The organism is Ornithinibacter sp. (assembly GCF_035443565.1).
Taxonomy (GTDB): Bacteria; Actinomycetota; Actinomycetes; order Actinomycetales; family Dermatophilaceae; genus Fodinibacter.
The window spans coordinates 19,939-27,955 of the sequence record NZ_DAORSO010000023.1 but is presented as its reverse complement, the minus strand read 5'-3'; the positions used below and the strand labels follow the sequence as shown (position 1 = coordinate 27,955).

At 70.1% G+C, this 8,017-nt stretch carries 9 protein-coding genes; 6 read left to right on the top strand and 3 right to left on the bottom strand.

The genetic code is table 11. The annotated features are described in order from the left end of the window. The coding region (locus PLL68_RS04610) for an AAA family ATPase (protein ID WP_324532080.1) at positions 1-848 on the top strand (848 nt) is incomplete at its 5' end. Between the two features lie 42 nt (positions 849-890). Here PLL68_RS04610 and PLL68_RS04605 read toward each other — a convergent pair. From PLL68_RS04605 to PLL68_RS04595, 3 genes are read right to left on the bottom strand one after another with little or no spacing between them, the layout of a single operon-like run. After that, positions 891-1,238 (bottom strand): DUF3054 domain-containing protein, encoded by a 348-nt coding sequence (locus PLL68_RS04605; protein ID WP_324532078.1) that lies wholly within the window; start codon positions 1,236-1,238, stop codon positions 891-893. Further along, positions 1,235-2,227, bottom strand: coding sequence for a ribose-phosphate diphosphokinase (locus PLL68_RS04600; RefSeq protein ID WP_324532076.1), 993 nt, complete (start codon positions 2,225-2,227; stop codon positions 1,235-1,237). The genes PLL68_RS04605 and PLL68_RS04600 overlap by 4 nt, the downstream gene beginning before the upstream one ends. Positions 2,228-2,243: 16 nt before the next feature. After that, complete coding sequence (locus PLL68_RS04595) at positions 2,244-3,227, bottom strand: alpha/beta hydrolase (RefSeq protein WP_324532074.1); 984 nt, start codon at positions 3,225-3,227, stop codon at positions 2,244-2,246. Between the two features lie 20 nt (positions 3,228-3,247). Here PLL68_RS04595 and dop point away from each other — a divergent pair, with 20 nt between their 5' ends. Genes dop through pafA form a run of 5 tightly spaced genes read left to right on the top strand, consistent with a single transcriptional unit; the run spans position 3,248 to position 8,008 of the window. Beyond that, positions 3,248-4,777, top strand: a complete 1,530-nt coding sequence (gene dop / locus PLL68_RS04590) for a depupylase/deamidase Dop (protein WP_324532072.1) — start codon at positions 3,248-3,250, stop codon at positions 4,775-4,777. A gap of 36 nt (positions 4,778-4,813) precedes the next feature. Beyond that, on the top strand, positions 4,814-5,005 hold the full coding sequence (locus tag PLL68_RS04585; protein ID WP_324532070.1) for a ubiquitin-like protein Pup: 192 nt from the start codon (positions 4,814-4,816) through the stop codon (positions 5,003-5,005). After that, positions 5,002-5,829 carry a proteasome subunit beta gene (prcB, locus tag PLL68_RS04580; protein ID WP_324532068.1) on the top strand — a complete coding sequence of 276 codons (828 nt, stop codon included), beginning with the start codon at positions 5,002-5,004 and terminating at the stop codon, positions 5,827-5,829. The genes PLL68_RS04585 and prcB overlap by 4 nt, the downstream gene beginning before the upstream one ends. After that, positions 5,826-6,632 carry a proteasome subunit alpha gene (gene prcA / locus PLL68_RS04575; protein ID WP_324532066.1) on the top strand — a complete coding sequence of 269 codons (807 nt, stop codon included), beginning with the start codon at positions 5,826-5,828 and terminating at the stop codon, positions 6,630-6,632. The genes prcB and prcA overlap by 4 nt, the downstream gene beginning before the upstream one ends. Further along, positions 6,629-8,008 (top strand): Pup--protein ligase, encoded by a 1,380-nt coding sequence (gene pafA, locus PLL68_RS04570; RefSeq protein ID WP_324532064.1) that lies wholly within the window; start codon positions 6,629-6,631, stop codon positions 8,006-8,008. The genes prcA and pafA overlap by 4 nt, the downstream gene beginning before the upstream one ends. Positions 8,009-8,017 lie beyond the last annotated feature (9 nt).

Here is an 8,017-nt window from a genome sequence, read left to right as displayed (position 1 = left end):
TCCTCAACATCAAGGGCCCCGAGCTGCTCAACAAGTACGTCGGCGAGACCGAGCGGCACATCCGGCTGATCTTCCAGCGGGCCCGCGAGAAGTCCAACGAGGGCTACCCGGTCGTCGTGTTCTTCGACGAGATGGAATCGCTGTTCCGCACGCGCGGGTCGGGTGTCTCCTCCGACGTCGAGACGACGATCGTGCCGCAGCTGCTCTCCGAGATCGACGGCGTCGAAGGGCTCGAGCACGTCATCGTGATCGGTGCCTCGAACCGCGAGGACATGATCGACCCGGCCATCCTGCGGCCGGGGCGCCTGGACGTGAAGATCAAGATCGAGCGCCCCGACGCCGAGGCTGCCCGTGAGATCTTCGCGAAGTACCTCGTCGAGACCCTGCCGCTGCACCCCGACGACGTCGCCCAGAACGGCGGCTCGGAGCAGGCGACCGTGCAGGCCATGATCGACGCCGTGGTGCTGCGGATGTACACCGAGGAGGAGGAGAACCGCTTCCTCGAGGTGACCTACGCCGGTGGTGACAAGGAGATCCTGTACTTCAAGGACTTCAACTCCGGCGCGATGATCCAGAACATCGTCGACCGCGCCAAGAAGATGGCGATCAAGGACTTCCTCGACACCGGTCAGCGGGGTCTGCGGGTCGAGCACCTGCTCCAGTCGTGCACCGACGAGTTCCGCGAGAACGAGGACCTCCCGAACACGACGAACCCCGACGACTGGGCGCGCATCTCCGGCAAGAAGGGTGAGCGGATCGTCTACATCCGCACGCTCATCAAGACCAAGGAGGGCACCGAGCCCGGCAAGTCGATCAACACGGTCGCCAACACCGGCCAGTACCTGTGATTCGCGGTGCCTGACCACTGACCCTCAGGGGCAGGCCTGCCGTCAGGCGACGAGGCGGGCAATCAGTCGCCAGCCGAGGAGCATCAGCGACAGCACGGTGGTCGCGACGATCACGAACGAGGCAGCAGTGCCGTCGCCGATGACCCGGCGCAGCAGCATGCCCACGACCACGGTGCACACGAGCACGACCGCGCCGAACGCCAGGTCGCGCGGCCCGGCATCCAGGGTCAGGCTGGCGACCAACCAGCCGGCCGCGGTCCCGGCGACGAAGGGCGCGGCGGTGCGCAGCACCCCGAGCACGTCGAGACCCTCGGCGTGCGAGCGCCGACCGAGGGCAGCGAAGACGACGACGAGAGCGACGTCGAGGACCGCCGGCAGGGCCCGGCTCACGAGCCCACCCGGTCGAACAGCGTGCTCTGCCGCGGCGGGGCGTGCGTGGGGTCGACGCCGTCGAACAGGCTCGACACCGACTCGCCCTCGTGGATGCGCTTGATGGCCTCGGCGAACAGCCCGGCCACCGAGCGCACCCGCAGCTCCGGCCAGTCCTTGGGAGCGGGCACGGTGTCGGTGGTGACAACCTCGGTGATCATGTCGTGACCGCGCAGCCGTTCGACGGCCCGGCCGGCGAACAGGCCGTGGGTCGTCGCGACGGCTGCCTCGGTGACGCCGTGGTCGGCCAGGCGGTCGAGCAGCTCGATGATGGAGCCGCCCGTGGCGATCTCGTCATCGAGCACGATGGCCCGCTTGCCCTCGACGTCGCCGACGATGGAGTCGATGACGACGGTGTCGTCGCCGAGCCGGCGCTTTGACCCGGCAGCGACGGGCAGACCGAGCAGCCGCGAGAACTGGGTGGCGTCCTTGGCGTTCCCGAGGTCGGGGGAGACGACGACGGTGTTGTCGAGGTCCTGCTCGCGGAAGTGGTCGGCGAGCACCCCGAGTGCGGTGAGGTGGTCCACCGGCACGGAGAAGAAGCCGTGCACCTGCGGGGCGTGCAGGTTCATCGTGAGCACGCGGTCGGCACCCGCGGTCGAGATCAGGTCAGCCACGAGCCGGCCTCCGAGCGAGATGCGCGAGGCGTCCTTCTTGTCGCTGCGGGCATAGGCGTAGTGGGGGATCACCGCGGTGATCATGCCCGCGGAGGCGCCCTTGGCGGCATCGATCATGAGCAGCAGCTCCATGAGCGAGTCCTGCGTCGGGGGCACGAGGGGCTGGACGATGTAGACGTCGCGCTGGCGGCAGTTCGCCAGCAGCTGGGCCTGGAGGCAGTCGTTGCTGAACCGGCTGAGCGCCGTCTGCGACAGCTCCACCCCGAGTTCGTCGCAGATGCGGTGGGCCAGGGGCTCGTGGGCCGACCCGGAGAAGACGACGACCTCGCGCATGTGCGCAGCCTAGTGCTCAGCCCGCTGCCGACAGGGCGCTTCGCACCTCGGTTGCGAGCTCCCACCGGTGCTGTCGCCCCACCGCCGGTGCCGCCCCCGGCATCGACGCGAAGCCGTGGGGAACCTTGAGGTAGTTCGTCAGCCGGGCCGACACACCGGCTGCCTGCAGGGCCTCGGCGTACCGGATGCCGTCGTCGCGCAGCGGGTCGAGGTCGGCCGTCTGCACCAGTGCGGGCGGGAGACCGTCCAGCCGACCGAACAGCGGTGACACGAGCGGGTCGCGCCGGTCGTGGCCCGGGCCGAGGTAGTGGTCGCGAAAGGTCACCATCGACCGTCTGGTGAGGATGGGCGCGTGCGCGTTCTGCTGCACCGAGGGTGAGCTCATCGTGGCGTCGGTCGCAGGATAGATCAGGGCCTGGTGTCGAATCCTGGTGTCGCCGTGGTCGCGCAGCACCTGGGCGACCACGGCCGCGAGGTTGCCGCCCGCCGAGTCACCGGCCACGGCCATGCGCGAGGTGTCGGCGTGCAGGACGTCACCGTGCACCCCCACCCAGGTCGTGGCGTCCACGCAGTCGTTCACCGCCACCGGGGCGCGGTGCTCGGGCGCCATCCGGTAGTCGACCGAGACGACGACCGCCCCCACCTGCGCCGCGAGGAAGGTGCAGATCGGGTCGTAGTCGACGACGTTGCCGAGCACCCAGCCGCCGCCGTGGAACCACATGATGACCGGCACGTCGGTACGGCTGTCCCGCAGGGTGCGGGGTCGGTAGATCCGCAGCGGGATCTCGTGGTCGTCGCGGGCAGGTGCCGTGCCGAAGGTGATGCCGACCGCCGGGTCCGGGCGCCCCGTCACCCACGACAGGAGGGGATGGGTGGGCCGCACCGCGGTGCGCGCCCGGTGGATGCCGTCGTGGTCCAGTGCCTCGATGGGCGGGCCACGATGGGTCGCCGCGAACGAGACCGCGGCGATGAGGGGGGAGACTCCGCGGTAGCTGCGCACGCGGTCAGTATGGTCGAGCCATGACGGTGCGCAGGGTGATGGGGATCGAGACCGAGTACGGAATCGTCGTCCCGGGGGATCCGAGCGCCAATCCCATGGTCGCCTCGGGCGACGTCGTCACGACGTACGCGACCTCACGCGGCATCCGACCGGCGAGGGCCAGCTGGGACTACGCCGACGAGGCGCCGCTGCGCGACGCGCGGGGTTTCGACATGGGGCGGGGGATCGCCCACCCCAGCCAGCTGACGGACGTCGAGGACCCGACGCTGGCGAACGTCGTGCTCACCAACGGCGCCCGGCTGTACGTCGACCACGCGCACCCCGAGTACAGCTCGCCCGAGGTGACGACTCCCCGGGACGCCGTCACGTGGGACCGCGCCGGCGAGCTCGTCATGCGCGAGGCCGTCGCCCGCCTGGCGACGATGCCGCCCGGCATCAACCTCTACAAGAACAACACCGACGGCAAGGGCTCGTCCTACGGCACGCACGAGAACTACCTGATGTCACGGGCCACCCCGTTCGCGAACATCGTGCGGCACCTGACGCCGTTCTTCGTCGTCCGACAGGTCATGTGCGGTTCCGGCCGCGTCGGCATCGGGGTCGATTCCCGTACCGCTGGCTACCAGCTGGCCCAGCGCAGCGACTTCTTCGAGGTCGAGGTCGGCCTGGAGACGACCCTGAAGCGCCCGATCATCAACACCCGCGACGAGCCGCACGCGGTGGCCGACCGCTACCGCCGCCTGCACGTCATCATCGGCGACGCCAACCACGCCGACGTGGCGAACCTGCTCAAGATGGGCACGACGTCCCTCGTGCTCGCCATGATCGAGGCGGATGCCGTGGGCGCCGACCTCTCCGTGCGCCGCCCGGTGGCCACGCTGCACGCCGTGTCCCACGACCCGACGCTGAAGACCACGATCGAGCTCGTCGACGGCCGCCGGATGACCGCCCTCGACCTGCTGTGGGAGTACCACGACCGTGCGGCGGCCTTCGTCGAGCACACCTCTGGTGGCGAGCCCGACCCGGACACCGTCGAGGTGATGCACTGGTGGGGCACGGTGCTCGACCGGCTCTCGCGCGATCCCATGGAGGCCCGCCGCGAGGTCGACTGGGTCGCCAAGCTCGCCGTGCTCGAGGGGTACCGCGGGCGCGACTCCCTCGGGTGGGGTGACCCGCGGCTCAAGGCCGTGGACCTCCAGTGGTCCGACGTGCGGGCGGACCGGGGGCTGGCGCACCGACTCGCCGCCACCGGCCGTCTCGAGATGCTCGTCGAGGAGGATGCCGTGCGCGCGGCGGTCACGCAGGCCCCCACCGACACCCGGGCGTGGTTCCGGGGTGAGTGCCTGCGGCGCTTCCCGGACGACGTCGTGGCGGCCTCCTGGGACTCGGTGATCTTCGACGTCCGGGGCCAGCGCACCCTCCAGCGGGTTCCCATGCTCGAACCGCTGCGCGGAACCGAGGCCGGGGTGGGCGATCTGGTCCGCAACGCTCCGGACGCCGCCGCGCTGCTGGCGGCCCTGGCACGCAGCAGCCAGGCGTCGGGCGACTAGGCTCGATCCAGTCTCACGCACACACGAGGGAGCACCATGGCCGGCCAGGAGCAGATCAAGCCACAGCGTCGCGATGACGGCGGCCCCGACGACGCCCCCGAGGCGGCGACCGCGGCACCCGTCATCAGCACGAGCGAGATCGACGACATCCTCGACGAGATCGACGGGGTGCTGGAGTCCAACGCCGAGGAGTTCGTGCGCGGTTTCGTCCAGAAGGGTGGCCAGTGACCCGCGACGCCGACGGTGGCCGCCTCCCCACGGCATACCTCGTGCCCGGTTCGTCGTCGTTCACCGAGTTCCTGTCCGCCCACGCACCGAGCCTGCTGCCCTCCGGACGGGGCCTGCCCGCAGGTGCCGCGATCGAGGCACCCCACGGAACGACGATCGTCTCGCTGACCTACGACGGGGGCGTCGTCATGGCCGGTGACCGCCGGGCCACCATGGGCAACCTCATCGCGAACCGTGACATGGACAAGGTCTTCGCGACCGACGAGTTCAGCCTCGTCGGCATCGCCGGCACGGCCGGGCTGGCCATCGAGCTCGTCAAGCTGTTCCAGGTCGAGCTCGAGCACTACGAGAAGATCGAGGGCGCCCTGATGTCCCTCGAGGGCAAGGCCAACCGGCTCGCGTCGATGATCCGCAGCAACCTCGGCATGGCGATGCAGGGTCTGGCCGTGGTGCCGCTGTTCGCCGGTTTCGACCCCGGCGCGGGCACCGGCCGGATCTTCTCCTACGACGTGACCGGCGGGTGCTACGAGGAGCACGACCACCACAGCGTCGGCTCGGGCTCGCTGTTCGCCCGCGGCGCCCTGAAGAAGCTCTACCGCCGGTCCGGCACGGTCGGCGACGCGGTGCGCTGCGCCGTCGAGGCCCTCTACGACGCCGCCGACGACGACTCCGCCACGGGAGGTCCGGACGTCGGCCGCCGGATCTGGCCCTCCGTCGGCATCGTCGACGACTCCGGCGCCCGCTTCCTGCTCGACGACGAGATCGCCCCCGTCGTCGACGCGATCATCGCCGCGCGCGTCAACAACCCCGGAGGTGCCCGATGACCGCCGGGATGCCGTTCTACGTCTCGCCCGAGCAGCTCATGAAGGACCGGGCCGACTTCGCCCGCAAGGGCATCGCGCGCGGCCGCTCGGTCATCGTCCTCGCCTACGACAACGGCATCGCGTTCGTCGCCGAGAACCCGAGCCGGGCGCTGCACAAGGTCTCCGAGATCTACGACCGGATCGCCTTCGCCGCCGTCGGCAAGTACAACGAGTTCGAGAACCTGCGGGTTGCCGGGGTGCGGTACGCCGACCTGCGGGGGTACTCTTACGACCGCTCGGACGTCACCGCCCGTGGCCTGGCCAACGCCTACGCGCAGACACTGGGCACGGTGTTCACCCAGGAGTCCAAGCCCTACGAGGTCGAGATCGTCGTCGCCGAGGTCGGCACCAGCCCGGACACCGATCAGGTGTACCGCCTCACCTACGACGGGTCCGTCGCCGACGAGCACGGATTCGTCGCCATGGGCGGGGGAGCGGAGCAGATCGAGACCGGACTGCGAGAGCAGTGGCGCGCCGGGTTGCACCTCTCGGAGGCGTTGACCCTCGCCGTCGGCCTGCTCGGCACCGATCCGGCCGGGGGTCCGGCCCGTGAGCTCAGCTCGTCGCAGCTCGAGGTGGCCGTGCTGGACCGGCACCGGCCGCGGCGCACCTTCCGACGGATCACCGGCCCGCTGCTCGAGCGCCTGCTGAGCAGCGAGGACCCCACCCGTGACGTCCCCGCCGCCGATGACGCCAGTTCGGTGCGCGATGCGAGCACCAACCCACAGACCCAGCGCCCCGAGCAGGACGGCACGCCCACGTGAGCACCCCCGGCGGGCGCCGCATCTTCGGCATCGAGAACGAGTACGGCATCACCTGCTCGGCCGGGGGCCAGCGCACCCTGACGCCCGACGAGGTGGCGCGCTACCTCTTCCGCAAGGTCGTCGCCTGGGGCCGGTCGAGCAACGTCTTCCTCACCAACGGGTCGCGGCTCTACCTCGACGTCGGTTCCCACCCCGAGTACGCCACCGCCGAGTGCGACTCGGTTCGCCAGGTCGTGGCCCACGACAAGGCGGGGGAGCGGATCGTCGAAGGGCTTGTCGTCGACGCCCAGCAGCGGCTGCGCGAGGACGGCGTCGTCGGCGACATCTACGTCTTCAAGAACAACACCGACTCCGTGGGCAACTCCTACGGCTGCCACGAGAACTACCTCGTGCGCCGGGCCGGGGAGTTCTCCTCGATCTCCGACACCCTGCTGCCGTTCCTCATCAGCCGCCAGATCACCTGTGGTGCAGGCAAGCTCGTTGCCACCTCCAAGGGCGCGACCTATGCCGTCAGCCAGCGGGCCGACCATATCTGGGAGGGCGTGTCCTCGGCCACGACGCGCAGCCGCCCCATCATCAACACCCGCGACGAACCGCACGCCGACGCCGAGCACTACCGCCGGCTGCACGTCATCGTCGGCGACTCCAACATGAGCGAGACCACGACGATGCTCAAGGTGGGCTCGGCCGACCTGGTGCTGCGGATGATCGAGGCGGGTGTCGTCCAGCGTGACCTCACCCTGGAGAACCCCATCCGCGCGATCCGCGAGATCTCCCACGACCGCACGGGGCGGCGGCTGGTCCGCCTGGCCAACGGCCGCCAGATGAGCGCCCTGGAGCTCCAGGGGGAGTACTACGCCAAGGCCTGCGAGTTCCTCGAGCGTGAGGGCGCGACCGACCCGCTGCACGAACGAGTCCTCGAGCTGTGGGGGCGCACGCTGCGGGCCGTGGAGAGCGACGACCTCAGCCTCGTCGACACCGAGATCGACTGGGTCATCAAGTACCGGTTGCTCGACGACTACGCGACCCGCAACGGACTGCCCCTCGAGCACCCCCGGCTGGCCCAGATCGACCTCGCCTACCACGATATCGATCGCAGCAGGGGGCTGTTCTACCTGCTCCAGCGGCGCGGCCGGGCCGCCCGGGTCGTCAGCGACCCCGAGGTCTTCTCGGCCAAGGTCAACCCGCCGCCGACGACCCGGGCCAAGCTGCGCGGCGACTTCATCCGGGCGGCGCAGGCCAACCGTCGGGACTTCACCGTCGACTGGGTGCACCTCAAGCTCAACGACCAGGCTCAGCGCACGGTCTTGTGCAAGGACCCGTTCCTCGCGCAGGACGCCCGCGTCGAGCGCCTCATCGAGGGTATGACCGCCTGATCGACGCGG